The 19070-nt window shown below is 62.3% G+C and carries 12 protein-coding genes; 5 read left to right on the top strand and 7 right to left on the bottom strand.

Going from position 1 to position 19070, the window contains the following annotated elements; genetic code table 11:
- Window positions 1–49: 49 nt before the first annotated feature.
- Window positions 50–877 carry a sulfite exporter TauE/SafE family protein gene (locus AADW18_RS11600; RefSeq protein ID WP_337343543.1) on the bottom strand — a complete coding sequence of 276 codons (828 nt, stop codon included), beginning with the start codon at window positions 875–877 and terminating at the stop codon, window positions 50–52.
- Between the two features lie 278 nt (window positions 878–1155).
- On the opposite strand from AADW18_RS11600, the gene AADW18_RS11595 reads away from it, so the two are divergent.
- Together AADW18_RS11595 and AADW18_RS11590 are read left to right on the top strand one after the other, a co-directional pair.
- Entirely contained in the window at window positions 1156–3105 is a 1950-nt protein-coding gene (locus AADW18_RS11595; RefSeq protein WP_337343542.1) for a transglycosylase SLT domain-containing protein, read from the top strand.
- 229 nt (window positions 3106–3334) lie between these two features.
- Window positions 3335–4585, top strand: a complete 1251-nt coding sequence (locus AADW18_RS11590; protein ID WP_337343541.1) for a multifunctional CCA addition/repair protein — start codon at window positions 3335–3337, stop codon at window positions 4583–4585.
- Between the two features lie 104 nt (window positions 4586–4689).
- Here AADW18_RS11590 and AADW18_RS11585 read toward each other — a convergent pair whose 3' ends face one another.
- The 6 genes from AADW18_RS11585 to AADW18_RS11560 form a co-directional block, all read right to left on the bottom strand.
- Complete coding sequence (locus tag AADW18_RS11585) at window positions 4690–5997, bottom strand: PQQ-dependent sugar dehydrogenase (protein WP_337343540.1); 1308 nt, start codon at window positions 5995–5997, stop codon at window positions 4690–4692.
- A gap of 377 nt (window positions 5998–6374) precedes the next feature.
- A complete protein-coding gene (locus tag AADW18_RS11580; RefSeq protein WP_337343539.1) occupies window positions 6375–7457 on the bottom strand; it encodes a heparan-alpha-glucosaminide N-acetyltransferase domain-containing protein in 1083 nt (360 codons plus the stop codon).
- Window positions 7458–7675: 218 nt separating this feature from the next.
- Entirely contained in the window at window positions 7676–8821 is a 1146-nt protein-coding gene (nagA, locus tag AADW18_RS11575) for an N-acetylglucosamine-6-phosphate deacetylase (protein WP_337343538.1), read from the bottom strand.
- Window positions 8818–9858: an SIS domain-containing protein gene (locus AADW18_RS11570; RefSeq protein WP_337343537.1), complete on the bottom strand. Its 1041-nt coding sequence runs from the start codon at window positions 9856–9858 to the stop codon at window positions 8818–8820. The genes nagA and AADW18_RS11570 overlap by 4 nt, the downstream gene beginning before the upstream one ends.
- The gene (locus AADW18_RS11565) at window positions 9859–10956 is read right to left on the bottom strand and encodes a LacI family DNA-binding transcriptional regulator (protein WP_337343536.1); all 1098 of its coding nucleotides are present in this window, start codon (window positions 10954–10956) and stop codon (window positions 9859–9861) included.
- Between the two features lie 17 nt (window positions 10957–10973).
- A complete protein-coding gene (locus tag AADW18_RS11560; protein WP_337343535.1) occupies window positions 10974–12284 on the bottom strand; it encodes a sugar MFS transporter in 1311 nt (436 codons plus the stop codon).
- 408 nt (window positions 12285–12692) lie between these two features.
- Here AADW18_RS11560 and AADW18_RS11555 point away from each other — a divergent pair, with 408 nt between their 5' ends.
- The 3 genes from AADW18_RS11555 to AADW18_RS11545 all read left to right on the top strand — a co-directional run bounded on the left by AADW18_RS11555 (window position 12693) and on the right by AADW18_RS11545 (window position 18990).
- Entirely contained in the window at window positions 12693–13727 is a 1035-nt protein-coding gene (locus AADW18_RS11555; RefSeq protein WP_346842728.1) for a glucokinase family protein, read from the top strand.
- Between the two features lie 142 nt (window positions 13728–13869).
- Entirely contained in the window at window positions 13870–16545 is a 2676-nt protein-coding gene (locus AADW18_RS11550; protein ID WP_337343533.1) for a TonB-dependent receptor, read from the top strand.
- A gap of 99 nt (window positions 16546–16644) precedes the next feature.
- Window positions 16645–18990 (top strand): family 20 glycosylhydrolase, encoded by a 2346-nt coding sequence (locus tag AADW18_RS11545; protein ID WP_337343532.1) that lies wholly within the window; start codon window positions 16645–16647, stop codon window positions 18988–18990.
- Window positions 18991–19070 lie beyond the last annotated feature (80 nt).

Here is a 19070-nt window from a genome sequence, read left to right as displayed (position 1 = left end):
GGTCGACCGCGGCGAATAAACACGCAACAGTCTCCGGAAGCAATGACGCCTAGCGGCCCGCGATAGCGACGCTCAGGCCCATGACCACCATGAACAGCGCGAATACACGCTTCAATGCGGCTCCGCTGATCCAGTGAGCCAGCCGCGTACCGTACGGAGCTGCGAATACCGAAGCCACCGACACGCCGATCGCGGCAGGTAAATAGATGTAGCCAATGGCGTGGCTGGGCAAAGCGCCTGCGGGAGCATGCATCGCATAGCCGAAGGCGCTGGCCAGGCCGATGGCGACGCCACCGGCGCTGGAGGTGCCCACCGCCTTGACCGGCGACACCCCACGCCACACCAGCAACGGCACGGTCATGCTGCCTCCGCCGATACCGACTACCGACGACACCGCGCCGATCACCGTGCCGGCCGTCGTCATCAACCATCCGCGAGGTGGCGTCACCGGCGTGTCGTTGGAGTTAGCCCGGGTCTTGCCGAATGCCAACTGCGCACCCGCGATGAAGCAGTAACCCGCGACGATCCAACGTAGAACGTCGTCGTCCAGATAGACCGCAAGATCGCTGCCCAGCCATCCGCCCAACAACAGGCCTGGCACCATCCACGCGACGGTAGGCCAGAGCACGCTGCCGCGGCGGTGATGCGAATACGCCGATGAAGTCGCGGTCAACACGATGCTGGCCAACGAACTGGCCAGGGCCGCATGCATCGCCGCTTCCTGAGGAATGCCGTACAACGGCAGCAACCATACCAACGCCGCCACCAGCACCAGACCGCCACCGATGCCCAGCAGTCCCGCCAGTATTCCAGCCACGATGCCGAGCAGAGGGAATATCCAGAAACCGTCCAAATGCAATCTCCCAGAAGCGGCCATGAAACAATCATCGACGTGCGCGTTCAGCCGGCTTCGGTATATTTCCGTGCATGACTCGCCATAAGCTCGACATCGTACTCGTTGCCGCCCACCTCTTAGAGCCTGCTCACCGCTCCTACAGGGTTTCGCCTGCTGCGCTCGGCAGTCGGCCCGCGCGCGGTGCTCGCAATGCTCACCTATCCCACAAGGTAAGCACCCACATACGCTGCGCTCGTGCTTGCATCCCCTTGGGCGGCTCTGCCCCGACACGGGGCGTCCACCTTCGCTCGCGACGGATCGTGAACAGGTTCTTCGTAGGCCTTCTCGCCAGCACACTTCTCGCTTGCTTGCCCATCCAGGCACAAAACCTGGATGCGCAACGGCCGCGCATACGCGCTGCATTGGAAGCGGCGGAGCGTGGTCAGTTCGATGCCGCGCAATATCGTGACGTCGTGTCCCATCCGCTTTACGGCTGGGTCGAGTTCGCTGGACTGAGACGCAACATCGACACGCTCGGCACCGCGCAGGCCCAGGCGTTCCTCAAGCGCTACGAAGGCCAGGCCGTGGCCGAAGCCTTCCGCAGCCTGTGGCTGCCGGCACTCTCGCGCCGCCAGGATTGGCCGACATTCCGTGCCCACTGGAAGCCGACCAGCAATCTCATTTTGCAATGTGCGGAGTTGAATGCACGGCAGGCCCTGGGCCACGCCGACGCACAATGGATCAAGGATGCGCAGGAAGTCTGGCGCAAAGGCATCAAACCGCTGCCCGATACCTGCGATCCAGTGTTCGCGCTGCTGGTCAACAAGCACGGATTGCTTGCAACGCTGCGCTGGGAGCGCATCGATGCCGCCGCCGCCGAACGACAGACCGCATCGATGCGTCATGCCGCACGCGGCTTGCCCGGCGGCGAAGCAGCGTTGGCGAACGACTACGCCGCCTTCATCGACAGCGTGCATCCGCGAGCCTTGCAATGGCCCAAGACCGATCGCAGCCGCAAGATGGCCGCTATTGGCTTGGCGCGGCTGGCGGCGAAAGATCCTGCTGCCGCTGAGCGGCAATTGCCGCAATACGCCAGCGCGCTCGGCATGACCGATGCCGAACGCGGCCAGGTACTGAACCAGATCGCGCTGTGGACCGTGGCGTCGTACGAACCGGATTCGGCGCGGCGGTTAGCCGAAGTGCCCGAAGTGGCTTTCGATGACAATCTGCACGAATGGCGGGTTCGTGAGGCGCTGTCGCGCGGCGACTGGCGTGCCGCATTGGCAGCCTTACGTAAGATGCCGCCGAAACTGCGCACCGATTCGCGCTGGCGATATTTTGAAGCGCGATTGGAGGAAAAGACGGGCGACAAGGCCGAAGCCCAGCGCCTCTATCGCGAAGCCGCACAAGCCGCGACCTTTCACGGTTTCCTGGCGGCCGACCGCCTGAATCAGCCGTACGCACTGTGCGCCTGGACGCCCAAGGACACCACGCAGGCGAAGAATGCCGTCGCGCGTGACTCCGCCATCGTGCGCGCCATGGAGTTGTGGAAGCTGGAGCGTCCTGGTTGGGCGACCAGCGAGTGGAATGATGCGCTCTCGCGTTTTGATGACACGCAGCGGCGAATCGCAGTGGAGGTCGCGCGCGACAACGGCTGGTTCGATCGCGCTGTGTTTTCGTTGGGCAAAGCACCCGACGAACAGCGCCTGTACGAACTACGCTTCCCGCTGCACCACGGCGATACCATCCGCCGCGAAGCCGCGAAACACGGCTTGGATCCGGCTTGGGTCGCCGCCGAAATCCGCGCCGAGAGCGTGTTCAATCCGAAGGCGCGATCCGGCGCCAACGCAATGGGATTGATGCAGGTGCTGCCCAGCACCGGCGCCGCTACCGCCAAGCGCTTAGGTCTGCCATGGGGCGGCGCGGCCAGCTTGTACGACTGGGATACCAACATCGCCTTGGGCACAGCGTATCTGCGCGAAATGGAAAACAAGTACGGTGTGCCGTATGTCGCCATTGCCGCCTACAACGCCGGCCCAGCACCGACCGCACGCTGGCAATCGCAACGTCCCAATTACGATCCGGATTTCTGGATCGAAACAATCAGCTACCGCGAAACGCGCGAGTACGTTGCGCGCGTGCTCGCCTTCAGCGTGATCTACGATTGGCGCTTGAACGGTAACGCGTTGCCGATCACCGATCGCTTGCTCGGTCGCGTCAATGCCAAGCGAAAAGCGTTTGTTTGTCCGACACCGGCGGCTAAAAGCTAGTCCGCTCTGCACTGATTGGGAGCGGCATCTGCTGTTGCAGGAGCGGCCTTTGCCTTTGTAGGAGCGGCGTCCCGCCGCGAGCTCTTGATCTTATTGGGGGCTACCGAGGTTTGTCGGCCGCCAGAGGAAGAGCTCGCGGCGGGACGCCGCTCCTACAATGGCGTTCCGCTGCTCCTACAACGGCGGACGCCACTCCTACGACGCGAGACATTCCGGCATCATTGTCTCCATGAAGACCTATCTTGTCGGTGGCGCGGTCCGTGACCGTTTGTTGGGCATCGAGCCCGGCGACCGTGATTACGTCGTGGTCGGTGCCACGCCTGAGCAGATGCTGGCGCAGGGTTTCAAGCCCGTAGGCCGGGACTTCCCCGTATTCCTGCATCCGAAAACAGGCGAGGAATACGCGTTGGCCCGGACCGAGCGCAAGAGCGGGCGCGGCTATCGCGGTTTCGTTGTCGATACGGATCCGTCGGTGACGCTGGAGGAAGATCTGCAGCGGCGCGATTTCACCATCAATGCGATGGCGCAGGATGAAACCGGAGATCTGGTCGATCCCTACGGCGGCGCGGACGATATCCAGGCACGTCTGCTGCGGCATGTCGGTCCCGCTTTCGCCGAGGATCCGCTGCGGATCCTGCGCGCAGCACGTTTCATGGCACGGTTCGCACCGTTGGGTTTTCGCGTGGCGCCGGAAACCATGACGCTGATGAAGGACATGACGGCCAGCGGCGAACTGGACGCACTGGTCCCCGAGCGCGTTTGGCAGGAACTGCGGCGCGCGCTTGCTTCGGCGCAGCCTTCGGCGTTTCTGGCAACGTTGCGCGAAGCCGGCGCGCTGGCCGCCGTTCTTCCTGAAATCGATGCGCTGTACGGCGTACCGCAGCGCGCGGAATTCCATCCGGAAGTCGATACCGGCATCCACCAGCAGATGGTCAGCGACATGGCGGCGAAGCTGGCACCCGGCGATGCCGTGATCGGCTTCGCGGCACTGACGCATGATCTGGGCAAAGCTTTGACGCCTGCCGAAGTACTTCCCAAGCACATCGGCCACGAACATGCTGGCGTCAAACCGGTGCTGGCGTTGTGCGAGCGGCTGAAGGTGCCGCTGGAGCATCGCGATCTCGCCGTGATGGCCTGTCGCGAGCACCTCAACGTCCACCGATTGATGGAACTACGCGACGTCACCGTCTTCGAGTTGCTGGCGCGCTGCGATGCCTTCCGCAAACCCGAACGCATCGCGCAACTCGCGCTGGTCTGCGAAGCCGACAAACGCGGCCGCTTGGGCAGCGAAGACGCCGACTATCCGCAAGGTCGCGAATTGCAGCGGCTGCATGCCGCCGCGATGGCGATCAATGCGCGCGACGTGGCGGACCCTCAGTTGAGCGGACCGGAGATCGGCGAAGCGGTTCGGAAGGCGCGGATTGCGGCGATTGCGCGGGCAAGAGGTGGCGGTGAACGCTTTCGCTTACCTCCCCTTTAATAAAGGGGGATTGAGGGGGATTTGCTTTTGATCTATGGAAGCAGCAAGAGCAAATCCCCCGTAGCCCCCTTTATTAAAGGGGGCAAAGACTCTCCCTCTTCCCTCTACCCACCCAAATTCGGCGTGAGCTTCAACAAACGCGCATCGGCGCCATCTTCCAACAACCAGATCGCACCATCCGGTCCTTCCTCCACTTCGCGGATGCGGCGGCCCATGGGGTAGCGCGCTGCTTCACGTGCATTTATCCCGGTGATCTCCACGCGGATCAACGCTTGCGATGCGAGCCCACCGATGAATCCCTGTCCGCGGAAGTAAGGAAACATATCGCCGGAGTAGATGATGAAACCCGCGGGCGCGATCACCGGGGTCCACCATGCTTCCGGCGCATTGAACTCCGGCCGCGTGTCGTGCCGCGGGATCGGTGTGCCGTCGTAGTGATTGCCCTGGGAAACGATGGGCCAGCCATAGTTGGAACCGCGCTCGATCAGGTTCAGTTCGTCACCACCCGCCGGTCCCATCTCGTGCACCCACAGCCTGCCATGCGCGTCGAAATCCAACCCCAGCATGTTCCGGTGTCCCAGCGACCACACCTGAGCGGCCACGCCGCCTTGCGCAGCGAAAGGATTGTCGCCCGGAACAGTACCGTCATCGTTCAAACGCACCAGCTTTCCGAGATGCGACTGAATATCCTGCGCTGGAGTCATCTTCTGCCGGTCGCCCGAAGTGATCCACAGCTTGCCCTGCCCGTCGAACGCGAGCCGGTGGCTGTAATGGCCGTCGCCGGTAACCTTGGGTGTCTGCCGCCAGATCACCTGCAGATTGGACAAGCTGCCGGCGCTACTGCCGGCATCCGATACCAACTGCGCACGCGCCACCGCCGCGCCGCGGGTGTTATTCGGTCCCGCCTCGGCATAGCTGAGATATACCCAGCGGTTTGCGGCGAATTGCGGATGCAGGACGATGTCTCCGAATCCACCCTGCCCGCCATACGCCACCGCCGGCACGCCGGTGATCTCGCCGACCTGGCGCGTGGCGACATTCAACAACCGTAGCCGCCCGTTCTTTTCGGTGACCAGCAGGCGTCCATCGGGCAGGAACGTCATCGCCCAGGGTTCGTTGAACCGCGCGAATTCCGTGCTGACAAACGGCGGGTTGGGAATCCGACGCGCAGGGTTCGGTCCCCCTGTCACCTGCGGCACCGCAGCCGCCACGGCGTTGGCCGTCACGGGCTGAGATTGCGTCGCTGCGGGCAATGGTGCCTCCTGCGCGCGAACGCTAATGAAGGACGCGTCTTTGACATCGGCCAAAGCCAGGGCCTTCGAATCGTTGGCTTGAGGTTCGACACTGACGGCGCGGTCGCAAGCGACCAACAGGAGCGTCAGGCATACGATCGTTGAGAGGTTTAGCGTCATGGTGAGGCTCACTGCGTAAGAGGGAGCTGCCGGCCGTTTTACCGCAATACGCTGGAGAAAAGCGTGATGGGCAAGCGGGGATCAATGGATCCTACAGCACCGCCAAGCACCGCTGGTGTCGGGACCTGCGCCGATCCAGGCACCAATCGATCCCGCCATGCCGTAGGTCGGCCTCACGCGGCCGGCGCACGCGGGGCCTGACCCTGGGCGACCCGGATAGCGACGGCATCGGCATAGCCCACCGCGGGAGCGACGTGAGTCGCGATCGGAAACATCAAGGTCGCGACTCACCGGTGCCGGGCATGCCGACACCAATCCCACACGGATTTGATCGCGCTTTCGTAGAGCCGAGGTCGGGCCATGGTCTCGACCTGCGGTCACACTTTGAGATACCAGCGCTTGCGATCCATCCAGCGAACCACCCGCCACCAGAACAGCACGAACACACTGGCAAATACCAGCGACGGCAGATATGGTCCGAAAAGCGGTGTCATCCAGTTGGCGAAGCCGACACGGTATATCGGTTCCCACCAGCCCAACCCGGCGAACACCAGAACCATTGCGGCGGATCCTGCGTACGCCGCAATCGCGTTGACGCCGAAGCTGCGCCCCCAGGCTGGCCAGCGGTTGCGGTCAATCAGGACGTGGCTCAGCGCGAGCGCCAACATGGCGCAGCCACCGGTGAACATCACGTAGGAAGACGTCCACAGATTCTTGTTGATCGGGAACGCCAACGCCCACAGCAAGCCGATCGCCAACGCAGCCACACCCGCCAGCAACAAACGTCGCAGCTGTGCGCGGCGCAACCACTCGCCTGCACGCAATCCCAGCAGCGTCGTCGCGATCGCCGGCAGCGTGCTCAGCAAGCCCTCGGGTTCGTGACCACGGCCGGTTGCCGGATCGAATTGATAAACCATCGGACCCAGCAGAGCAGTGTCGACACGGCTGGCAAGATTTTCGTACGGGGTATAGCCGCCACACGTCGCCAGCAGCGCCCAATAACCGAGCACGACGATAGCGATGAAGAGCCACTGCATCCGTGGCCGCACATACAAGGCGACCATACCCGCCACGGCGAAACAAAGGCCGATCCGCTGCAACACGCCCCACGGGCGGAACCACGTCTTGTCCAGCAACCAGAATGCCAGCAGATGCAGCAACAAACCCAAACCGATGATCTTCGCGGCGCGTATCCAGATGCTCCTGCGCAACGCCGTCGGATCGGCGCCCGCTTCCACGCGCGGCACGATGCCCAGCGCGATCGATACGCCGACGATGAACAGGAAAAAAGGAAAGATCAGGTCCGTAGGCGTGATGCCATGCCATTCCGCGTGCAGCAACGGCCAGTACACGTGACCCCAATCCCCTGGATTGTTCACCAGCAGCATCGCGGCAACAGTGATGCCACGCAGCGCGTCGACCGAGGTGAAACGGATGGGTGGGGAATTGCTGGCCGTCATGTTGCTCGCTTTGCTGGAATTCGCTGCGTCCCTTTTTCAACCCGGCGCAGCGATTCTCTATGCTCGTTTACGGGAGAAATCGCCCACTAGTTAAATTAAAGACTTCAGCAGAAGGGGCTTGCTAGTGAAGCCGCCTTGTCGCGACTTACGTCGCTCCCACAGTGAGGATTTACCGGTAGAGCTTCATCGCGACTTACGTCGCTCCTACAGGAAAACTCTTAATGCGCTTGATAGCTGCCGCTGATCCAGGTGGCTTTCAGCTGCAGATCGGCATCCAGCGCTACCAGGTCCGCGTGATAGCTCGGTGCGATGCGGCCGTGAGTCGCCCCCAAACCGAGGAAATCCGCTGGATAGGTCGCCGCCATCCGCGCCGCCTCATCCAACGGAAGCCCCAGCAGGTTCACCGTGTTGCGCACCGCGGTCAACATATCCAGCGCGGAGCCTGCGAGTGCTCCAGCGGCATTGCGCACGACACCATCCTGGACAGTGATGACTTCGCCATAGAGTTCGTAACTGGGATCTTCCGCGCCTACCGGCGGCATCGCATCGGTCACCAGGAACAGTTTGCCGCGTGGCTTGGCGGCGAGCGCGACGCGCAAACTGGCGGGATGCACATGCACACCATCGGCGATGATGCCGCACCAGCTGTCGGGATCTTCCAGCGCGGCGCCGACGGCACCGGGCTCACGCCCTTGCAAGGGCGACATCGCGTTGTAGAGATGAGTGAAACCGCGAACGCCCGCGGCCAGTCCTGCGCGGATTTCTTCATAGGTGCCGGCGGTATGACCTGCCGCCACGATTGCGCCACGCTGAATCAGTGCTCGGATGCTTTCGACCGGCACCCGCTCCGGTGCCAGCGTGAGCAGCGTGACGCCGTTGCTCAGCGATGTAGCCAGTGCGATTTCCGAGTCATCCGGCACGCGGAACTTATCCGGGTTGTGCGTGCCTTTCCGCGCCGGCGCCAGGTAAGGGCCTTCCAGATGGATGCCCAGCACGCCCGGCACGCTCTGGTCGATCGCATCGTGCACCGCGGCAACAGCGTTTCGCATTACATCCACATCATCACTGATCAGCGTGGGGAGCATGCCCGTGGTGCCAAACCTGCGGTGTGCCTGCGCGATGGTGCGCAAGGCATCGACGGTCGGGGTGTTGTTGAACAACACACCGCCGCCGCCGTTGACCTGTGCGTCGATGAAACCCGGCAGCAAATAGGCGCCTTCAAGATCATGACGAAGGATGTCGCTGGGCAATTCGGCCGTTGGGACCAAGGCCGCAACGCGGCCTGCTTCGATCAGCACCGCACATGCGGAATCAAAACCATCGGCGGTCAGTACTTGGCCGTTGATCAGCGCAGTGCGGTTCATACGGTTTCGGTGACCTTGTTCAGATGTGGTGGCACGTCAGGATTGTGGCCACGGCGCAGCGCCAGCGCGTTGATGGCGCGGTAGAAACTCTGCACCGTCAGCAGGGGCGCACACGCAGGATGCGGTGCCGATGCCAGCGGCAAATCGCCATGTTCGGACGAGACCCACACCTGTGCGCCACGGCCGCGGAATTCACGTGCCAGCGCCAGCGTGCCGGCTTCGGTTTCGTCCGGCTGGGCAAAGCACAACACGGGAAAGCCTGGCCCGACCAGCGCCATCGGGCCATGTTTCACTTCGGCCGAACTATAGGCCTCGGCGTGCAGGCCGCAGGTTTCCTTGAACTTCAACGCCGCTTCCTGAGCCGCCGCCAGGCCCAACCCGCGGCCCAGCACGAACAGATTGTGCGCATCGACCAGACCGTCGGTCAGCGGCGACCAGTCGGCCTGCCACGCGGCGCGCAGACTGCCAGGCAGCCGTGGCAGCGCATCCAGCAATGGTGCTTCGTTCTTCCAGTACGCCGCCAGTTGCAGGATCGCGGCGAGCGAACCCAGATAGCTCTTGGTCGCAGCCACACTGTGCTCGGGCCCGGCATGCAGCGGGATGACCGTGTCGGCCAGCGCCGCCAGCGGCGAGTCTTCCGCGTTGACAATGGCGACCACGCGCGCGCCGGCATCGGCGGCCGCCGAAGCATTGCGCAGCAGATCCGGACTTTTGCCCGACTGCGAGATCACCAGATACAGCGCGCCACGCAATTGTTGCTTGGCTTCATAGACCGACCCTACCGAAGGCGAGGCCGAGGCGGTGACGATGCCCAGCTGCGTCTCGAACAGATACTTGCCGTAAGTAGCGGCGTGGTCGGAACTGCCGCGCGCGCAGGTAACGACGAAGGGAGGCGGATTGCTGCGCAGTTCGGCGGCAAGTGCCTGCACCGTGGCTTGGTTGCGTTCGTATTGCGTGGCGATGACATCGGCTGTCTGCTGCGCCTCCTGGAACATCAGGGTATCGGTAGCGGCTGGAAGCGTGGCGAGATCGGTCATTTAGGCGGGTTCGGTACGGTCGGAATGGTCGGTTCGATCGATACGGTCGTTGCGTTCGGAACGCGGCCGTACCGGTGCGGTGGACCCGCGCACCACCAACTGCGGCACGAAGCCTTGGTTGTGGACGGGGGATGGATTGTCGTCGTAAGCGTCTTGCCGCAGGCCGGCGATCAGCAAGCGCGCGGCCTGCTTGGCGATGTCTTCGGTGGCCTGCTTGGCGGTGGTCAGTGGCGGCCAGGATTGCCGGGAGAACGGGCTGTCTTCGAAACCGGCGATCGACAAATCGTAGGGCACGTTCATTCCGCCAGATTTGGCAGCGGCGAGCACGCCGGCAGCGATTTCATCGTTGGAACCGAAGATCGCCGTTGGCGGTTCGCGCAATGCCAGCAGCCGCCGCGCTCCGCGGAAGCCATCGTCGAAGGTGTAGTCGCCAGGCACGATCAGATGTTTGTCGACGGTAATGCCGTAGTCCTTCAGTGCCTGCTCGTAGCCTGCGTAGCGCTCGGTACTGGAGCGATGCGCCAGCCCGCCCCAGAGAAAACCGATGCGCTGATGGCCCAGCTGGATCAGGTGCTCGGTGATCTCGTAAGCCGCGTCACGATCGTCCACGTAGACGCAGGCGTGGCCATCCTGCGGATCTTCGGTAGCGGCGATGATGCGCACCAGCTTCACGCCGCGTGCGGCCAGTGCATTCACCAGGTCCATGCGTTCGGACATGGGCGCGGTGAGCACCAACCCCGCCAGGCGCGAACGCTGCACGAATTCCACCAGCTCCTCCGCCAGTAGCGGTGAAGTGGAATCCACCGGATGTATCTGCAAACCAAAGCCGGTCTCGCGGCATGCCGCCAGTACGCCGTTCTGCACGCCGATGATGTGGTACGGATTGGGGTTGTCGTAGACCAGCCCGATCACGAAAGGCGTACCGCTGCGCAAGTTGCGCGCGGATTGGTCGGGCTCGTAGTCCAGTTCGGCAATCGCATGCAGCACGCGTGCACGCGTGCCCTGCATGACCGAAGGTTCATTGTTGATGACCCGGGAAACGGTCTTCAACGAAACCTTCGCCCGTTCGGCGACGTCCTTGATGGTGGGTCTGCGCATGTTGGGGCCTACTTCTATCACTCGGCGGGTACGCGATCATCATGCGTGAAAGCGGTCTTGTCTGCCGTGCCAACGCGGTGGCCGGACAAAGCGTAGTACAGGATGTAGAGATAGCAGGGCACCGTCAGCGCGGCGAATACCCACTGGAAATCGTAGTGCTGCTTCAGCACCGCGAACAGCTGCGGAATAATGGCACCACCGGCGATACCCATGACCAACAACGCCGATCCGGTCTCGGTGAAACGGCCCAGGCCCTTGATCGTCAGCGGCCAGATCGCCGGCCACATCATGGCGTTGGCAAACCCGAGCGCGGCGACGAAACCGACCGACACATAGCCATGGGTCAGCAAGGCGCCGATGGCGAACAACATGCCCAGTACCGCCGAGACGCTGAGATAGCGCTCCTGCGAGATGAAGCGAGGAATCGCGATCAGGCCCGCCACGTAGCCGCACAGCATCGCGCCCAGGGTGAACGAGGTGAAGAACTTGGTTTCATCCAGCGGCAGACCGAAGCCGTTGCCGTAGGTGCCGATGGCGTCGCCGGCCAGCACTTCCACGCCCACGTAGACGAACAGGCACAGCACGCCCAACCATAGATGCGGAAACTGAAAGACGCTGCGCCGGCCGGCTGCGGAACCACCGGCACCGCGCTCGGCATTGACTTCGGAAGGCTTCAATTCCGGCAGCGGCGAGAACAGGATCGCGATCGCCAGCACCACCAGCACACCGGCCATTACCAGGTAAGGCGTGTGGATCTTGGCGGCGAATTCATTCAACAAAGCCGCCTTGGTGGCGGGATCGGCCGCGCTCACCTGCGTGGACAGGTCGCCGATGCCATGCAGCACCACCGCACCAATCACCAGCGGCGCCAGCATGCCGGCGACCTTGTTGCAGATACCCATCACCGCGATGCGCTGAGCGCCGCTTTCGATAGGACCCAGGATGCTGATGTATGGGTTCACCGCTGTCTGCAACAGCGCCAGCCCACCGCCAATGACGAACAGTCCGCCCAATGCGCCGGGGTACCAACGCTGAGTGGAAAACTCGCCAAACAACGCCGCGCCGATCGCCATCACGAACAGACTGACCGCCAGGCCCTTCTTCATGCCGGTAACTTTCAGCAAAGCTGCCGCGGGCAAGGCAAGAAAGAAATAAGACAGGTAGAACACCATCAGTACCAGGAAGGCGTTCACTTCGTTGAGATCGAAAGCCAGCCTGACAAAGGTGATCAGTGGTCCATTGATCCAGGTGAAAAATCCAATGATGAAAAACAGCGCGCCGATGATGGCGATGGAACCGGTGTGGCGCGTGCCTTGGATGGCGGTCATGTCGAAAGGACTCCCCTACTGGATTGGATCGGCTTGGCGCGAGAGCCTGCCGGATTTTCGGGCAGGGCCTCAGCTGGGAATAACGTTGTCACAAATCTTTCCTGCAAACCACTTTTTCTGCCGTTTCGACCAAGAAAACAGGCGTTACGGGAAGGCCCGAGTTCTTGCGGCGCAGCATAAAGTCCGTGATGACCGGCCATTTTGGCCTCCAAAATGAATGTATGCAGCCATTAAACGAATCAATCTACGTCTTGTATAGCCGTTGATGACAGATTTGGCACCAAATCTGGCAACCCCGCATCTATTTCATGACAGAGTGTTGACAACGTTGTCAAATCGCTCTCACACTCCGGCCGCAATGGGGGAGCAGTAAGACGCTCCCAAGTCAGCGAACAGGTGGGGAGACGTGTGGTCGCAATCGCCAAGCCAGCACCGGTGGATGTCGTGAGCCCGAAAGACGGCGCGTTCATCGCCGCCGACGTGGGAGGCACGCATGTGCGTATCGGCTTGGTCAGCGCAAGCGCGGACCCCGGCCATCCGGTGAAAGTGCTCGAGTACCGCAAGTACGTCTGCGCTCAGTACGCGGGGCTGACGGAAATCATCGAAGACTTTCTCACTGGGCTGAGCGGCATCAGGGTCACGCAAGGCGTCATCGCCAGTGCGGGCTACCCTTTGGAAGACGGCACCGTGATCACCGCCAACCTTCCCTGGCGGCTGTCGCCGCAGGAAATCCGCGGACGGCTGGGTTTCGACGATTTCAAGTTGGTCAACGACTTCGAAGCGGTAGCGCATGCCGCGGCCCTCGTCGACGACAGCCTGGTCCTTCAACTCACCGGACCGGTCAAACCGCCTGTGCAGGGTCCTATCCTGATCCTCGGGCCAGGCACAGGTCTGGGCGCCGCGGTGTGGATTCCCACCGCTGGGAAACAGGCCGTCGTATTGCCTACCGAGGCCGGTCATGCCGCATTGCCTGCTGGCAATGCGATAGAGATGGCCTTGCTGACGGAGATGCTGAAGCAGCGCGCGCATGTGCCGATCGAACACGCATTGTCCGGTCCCGGCTTGATGAATCTGTACATGGCGCTATCCGTAGTGCGCGGCCAAGCATTGACCTACACCACGCCGGGTGAAATTACTGCCGCTGCCATCTCGGGCAGCGATCCGCTGGCGCGCGAAAGCCTGGAGATTTTCTGCGGCTTGCTGGGCAGCGTGGTCGGCGACTTGGCGCTGCTATACGGCGTGCAGGGCGGCGTGTACCTGGCTGGCGGCATCCTGCCGCAGATACGCGATTTTCTATTGAACAGCCGCTTCGTCGAAAGGTTCCTCAACAAGGGACCGATGCGCGAAGCACTGGAGCGGATTCCCGTGAAATTGGTCGAACACGGACAACTGGGCGTGATTGGCGCGGCCAGCTGGTATCTCGATCAGCGCAACGGAGATTGAAGAAGGCGTCGGCACAGACGCAGGTATCGGCGGACGGCGCGGGTGCGGCAACGGCACCGTCCTTGGGAACAGGCATCAGGCACGGCCGCGGGCGTTTAGGCCCGTAGTCGATTTCAATTCAATGAATGATGGGAGAGACATCATGAGCTACCGTAAATCCGTTTTATCCGCAGCCATCGTGACCTGCCTCGGCATGGCCTCACACGCTCACGCGCAGGAACAAGCGCCCGCGCAGCAGGAAGCCACCGATCTGGACAAGGTGGTCGTCGTCGGCATTCGCGGCAGCATGGAAAAGTCGCTGGATACCAAGCGCGAAGCCAACTCGCGCGTCGAAGTGGTCACCGCTGAAGACGTCGGCAAGCTGCCGGCCCATAACGTGGCCGACACCCTGCAGCGCCTGCCGGGCGTGAACATCAGCTCGTCCTCCGCCGACGAAGGCGGCTTCGACGAAGCCGACCGCGTCAGCTTGCGCGGCACCAGCCCCAGCCTCACCCAGACCCTGATCAACGGCCATACCGTGGGTTCAGCCGACTGGTTCGTACTCAGCCAGGGCAACAACGTCGGCCGCAGCGTCAGCTACACCTTGCTGCCCTCCGAGCTGGTGAGCTCGGTGGAAGTGCACAAGTCCTCGCAAGCCAAGCTGCAGGACGGCGGCACCACCGGCAGCATCAACATCATCACCCGCAAACCGCTGCAGTTCGCCGACCGGATTACTGCCGAGGCGTCGATCGGCGTGGTCAACGCCGAGCAGGCCGACTCCACCGATCCGCAACTGTCGGGGCTGTTCAACTACAAGAACGACGCCGGCACCTTCGGTGTGATGGTTCAGGCGTTTAGCCAGAAGCGCGAACTGCGCCGCGAAGCTCAAGAAGTTCCGGGCGGTTTCTTCCAGATCGCGGACACCGATCCGGTCGCAGCCACCAATCCGGACCTGGTCGGTGTATGGGTCCCGGGCTTGCTCGGCTCGACCCTGTTCGAACAGACCCGTGAGCGCAAGGGCGGCCTGATCGAAGTGCAGTTCAAGCCCAACGATGACCTGACCCTGGGTCTGAGCGGCTTCCGCTCGGATATGGATGCCAACAACTACAACCGCAACTTCATGATGTGGGGCGGTTCGTTCGCTCGCTCCCAGGCACCGGATGCAGGCTATGTAATCCGGGACGGCGTGCTGGCCCAGGCTACGTACACCGGCGAGCCTGACCGCGATTACGCGGTCTACGACATGATCTACCGCGAGGCTTCGGCCAAGAGCGAATACGTCACCTTCGATGCCGACTGGCAGATCAACGATCACCTGAGTTCCAAGTTCCAGGTCGGTACCACCCGTGGCGAAGGCTCAACGCCGCGCCAGTTCATCGCCGAGGTGACCCTTGCCAACGGCGGTGGTGCCAGCTGGACCAGTCACGGCGCAGGCTCCCCACTCGACTGGAATGTGGGCGGCGATATCAGCCCTGCCGGCGTCACCAGTTTCGGCACGTGGGGCAATCAGGAAGTAACCGCGAAAGACGACGAGGACTGGTTCACCGCCGACTTCACTCAGTACTTCGACGGCGGCACGCTCGCGTCGATCGACTTCGGCGCGCGTTATGCCGATCACACCCGCGAAGCGCAGTCACCGGAAGGTGCGAGCCCGGGCGATATCTGGAGCGCACTGCAGAACGGCGCCACCGGCTCGTACCCGAGCGGCTTCGCCAGCAACGTCGGTGGCAGCTTCCCGCGCAACCTGTGGTACTTCACGCCGGGCGCGCTGAAGGACGCGATCATCAACAACTCAACCTGGCTGCACGACAACGATGGTCCGACCGGTCGCCACAACTACGGCGCCGAGTGGAAGGTGGAGGAGAAGAACTTCGCCGCCTACGTGCAGGCCAACTTCATTGGCGATAACTGGAGCGGTAACGTCGGTCTGCGCTACGTCGACATCGATCAGGACATCAGTTCGTACCAGGCCGTCTCCGATCCAGCCAACGCCGATGTTTCCAGTCTGTTCGGCCAGTGGATCCGCCGGTTCACCAACAACAGCCACAGTCGTGTCCTGCCCAGCGCGAATATCAAGTTCGACCTGAGCGACGATTTGGTGTTCCGCTTCGCGGCTTCGCAGACGCAGACCCTGCCGGACTTCTCCGCGCTGGGTGCTTCGTCCTGGGGCTCGGATCTGAACAAGACCGGCGGCGGCGGCAATCCGAATCTGAACCCGGTGGTCTCCACCAACTTCGACGCCAACTTGGAGTGGTACTTCATGCCGCGCGGCCTGCTGTCCGTCGGTGCCTTCTCGATGAATCTGAAGGACTACGTCGCGTTCGGCACCGAGAGGCAGATGCTGTTCAGCGAACTGACCAATCAGCTCGAGGAATACCTGGTTTCGGTGCCGATCAACTCCAACGGCAAGGTCACCGGGTTCGAAGTAGCCTATGAGCAGCCGATTGGCGACTACTTCGGTGTCACCGCCAACTACACCTTCGCCGATGGCAGCACCTCGCATACCTGGGCCGACGGCAGCAACAACCTGCTCGGCACCTCGAAGAACACCTACAACGTGGGTGCCTACTTCGAGAACGACAGCTTCGGCGCGCGGGTCAGCTACACTCGCCGTTCGTCGTTCCTGATCGGCCTGTCCGGCGCCAATCCGTACTACCAGGATGACTTCGGCACGCTGTCGGCGGCACTGAGCTACAAGGTCAACGATCACCTGAGCTTCTCGCTGGACGCGTTGAACCTCAACGACCCGACCATCAAGTACTACCAGACCGCGGCCATCCCGACCTCGTTCTACAGCAACGGGCGCCAGTACTACTTCAATGTCCGCCTGAAGTTCTGATCGCGGTGATGTAAGGGAATGCTCTCCCTCTGCGGGCCTGGACTTGTCCGGGCCCGCTTTTTTTTGGAATGCTGTCGCTATTGCCCGAAGAGTATCGAGATGAAGAGAACTACCGCTCCCCGCTTGCTGTCTTTCCTGGCCATTCCGGTATTCGTGTTGGCGTTGGCTGCTTGTCAGCGCGACGAGAAAAGCGCCGCGACAACGGATGCCCCGCCGCCAGCCGATGTTTCTGCCGAAATGGCGTTGATCCCATTGCCCGCGAAACTGGAGCCACGGCAGGGACAGTTCGTCATTGACGCCAGCACGTCGGTTCGCGCTGAAGGAGAAGCGGCGCAGCGGGTGGCGAAGCAATTTTCTGAGCTGGTTTCCACGACCGGCAAGATCGACCTGAAGCTCGCGGCGGATGGCGCTGCCGGCGGTATCCGGTTCGTATTGGACCCGACGTTCAAAAGCGCTTCGCCCGAGGCGTATGCACTGGATGCGGCGACGGACGGGATCACCGTTCGGGCCAACGACGAACGCGGCTTGTTCTATGGCGCCGTCACGCTGTGGCAGCTATCCACGCAAGGCGGCGAACCCGCCATCAATATTCCGGCGCTGCATATCGAAGACGGCCCCCGCTTCGGCTGGCGCGGTTTGATGCTGGATTCGGCGCGTCATTTCCAGTCGGTCGATGAGATCAAGCGACTGCTGGACGCCATGGCGTTGCACAAGCTCAACACTTTCCACTGGCATCTCACGGACGACCAGGGCTGGCGCATCGAGATCAAGCGCTATCCGAAGCTCACCGAGGTTGGCGGCTGCCGGATTCCGGCGGGCGATGGCGGCAAGGATCCCGCGACCGGAAAGCCGAAACCGTACTGCGGCTACTACACCCAGGACCAGATTCGCGACGTGGTGAAGTACGCGGCCGAGCGCCACATCACCGTCATTCCCGAGATCGACGTGCCGGGCCATGCACAGGCGGCGATCTCGGCGTACCCCGAGTTGGGTGTTCTGGGCGACAAACCGCCCGTGCTCAACGAGTGGGGCGTCAACACCTATCTGTTCAACACCGAAGAAAGCACGTTCCAGTTCCTGGAGAACGTGTTTGCGGAAGTGATCGAACTGTTCCCCGGGCCTTACGTGCATGTCGGTGGCGACGAGGCCGTCAAGGATCAATGGGAAGCGTCGGCCCGTGTGCAAGCGCGTATGCGCGAGTTAGGCGTCAAGGATGAGATGGCGATGCAGAGCCATTTGATCCAACGCCTGGAAAAATTCCTGGTCACGCACGATCGCCGTTTGATCGGCTGGGACGAAATCCTGGAAGGCGGCCTGCCGCCGGAAGCCACCGTGATGTCCTGGCGCGGTATCGAAGGCGGCATCGAAGCAGCCGAGCAAGGCCATGACGTGGTGATGTCGCCTTCGTCGGAACTGTATTTCGACTATCAACAGACTCACTCACCGAACGAGCCGCCTGGCCGCCCCGCCATCATTCCGCTCAAGCAGGTCTACGCGTTCGAGCCGGTACCGCAGCAACTGGGTGCTGCGCATCGCCAGCACATCCTCGGCTTGCAGGCCAATGTCTGGACCGAGCACATGCGCAGCTTCGCGCGCGTACAGCACGCCATCTTTCCGCGCATTGCCGCGTTGGCGGAAACCGGCTGGTCGCCGCAGGCGCGCAAGGACTATGACGGTTTCCTGGCTCGCCTGCCTGCGCAGCTGCAGCGTTATCGTGCATTGGGTATCGCCTACGCCACGACGCCGTTTGAAGTTGCCTTCTCCGTGGAAGACGACCGCACAGCCGGCAAAGCAACGGTAGCGCTGTCCAATCCGACTGACTATCAAGACATCCGTTACACCACCGATGGCAAGGATCCAACCTCCGCGTCGGCTCGATACGAGTCTCCGCTGGTGCTGACGCTGCCGACCGAACTGCGCGCGGCGGTATTCGCCGATGGCAGGCCGTTATCCCATGCCAGCCTGCGCAACCTCACCGCCGCATCCCTGCTCAGCCGCAGCGACGAAGAACTGAAGATGTGCAGCAGCGGCTTGATGCTGCGCTTGGAAGACGATGGCCCCGCTGAGGGCGAACGCGCCATCTTCAACGTGGATATTTTCAACCCATGCTGGCTGTGGTCTGGCGCGGACCTGAGTGGCATTGCTTCCGTCGAAGTACGCGCCGGCCGCATGCCTTACTACTTCCAACTGCATAAGGACGAGGCGAATCGCAAGTTCCGCACGCCCAAGTCCGCGCATGGAGAGCTGGAAATCCATGCCGGCTGCGATGGCGAGTTGCTGGCCAGCGTGCCGTTGCCTGCGGAGCCGGACAGCAATGGTTTCGTCGACCTTAAAGCGGACCTGCCTGCCGACCTGAAGGGACGCAAGGATCTGTGCATCACCTTCACCGGCGATACCCGTCCGGCGATGTGGGTGCTGGACCGCGCCACATTGCAGCCGAAGTAGCCACCCTTGTAGGAGCGCCTTCCCGGCGCGAGCTCTTTGCTTTTGTCGCGATCTGATCGAAAGAGCTCGCGGCGAGACGC

Origin of the sequence: Pseudoxanthomonas sp. CCNWLY206-1 (assembly GCF_039710385.1) — a bacterium.
GTDB lineage: Bacteria > Pseudomonadota > Gammaproteobacteria > Xanthomonadales > Xanthomonadaceae > Pseudoxanthomonas_A.
Note: the sequence above shows the minus strand (reverse complement) of the source record. Positions and strands in the feature narration are given on the sequence as shown.